This window comes from Bartonella sp. AP58NXGY (assembly GCF_042195785.1).
Lineage (GTDB): Bacteria > Pseudomonadota > Alphaproteobacteria > Rhizobiales > Rhizobiaceae > Bartonella.
In genome coordinates this window covers 1-584 of record NZ_JBHIOY010000385.1, presented here as the reverse complement: position 1 = coordinate 584, position 584 = coordinate 1, and the positions used below count along the sequence as shown (strand labels likewise).

At 37.2% G+C, this 584-nt stretch carries 1 protein-coding gene; it reads right to left on the bottom strand.

The genetic code is table 11. The features are described 5' to 3' along the window. The coding region (locus ACFINC_RS11590; protein WP_375617294.1) for a hypothetical protein at nucleotides 1-398 on the bottom strand (398 nt) is incomplete at its 3' end. Nucleotides 399-584: the final 186 nt, after the last annotated feature.

Here is a 584-nt window from a genome sequence, read left to right as displayed (position 1 = left end):
GCTACTCCACCCGAAATACGCTCCCTACCTGCAACACTCTTTATCACGCCAGGAATAAAATCATTATTCTTTCTAGAATAACAAGCACTAATAGGTTGAATACGACTTGAAACAGACACAACCCGAGGCTGAGGCTGAGAATGAGACTGAACAGTAACACTCATAGGATTACTTACTTCAGATTCTTGAGATCCTTGTCTGCTAGTATCTCCCTCTCTAGCCCCTGTGCTCGAGCTTCCATTGAAAAGATTCAAAAGTGGTAATCCAGATGGTAATGAAAAGGAAGGTAACAAGAAGGACCAACCAGCCCCCATAGAAACATCCGCACCTTGTAAAAGGAAGAGCGCACTTGTTGTTAGTGCGTACAAACGTGTACGCTTTTTAAATACATTGATCATATGTCAAAACTTTCTAAATAATGTTGCAAAAACACTAGAATTAAGTGAAAATGAGGTAAGTGAACGATTTGTAACATATGTTAGTCAACTTTACAACATAGTGTTATTTATTAACACTTCACTTTGTGCATAAAAATATCTCAATTAAGGTTTTTAAATGCACAAACCATTGTAATATCAGATAAA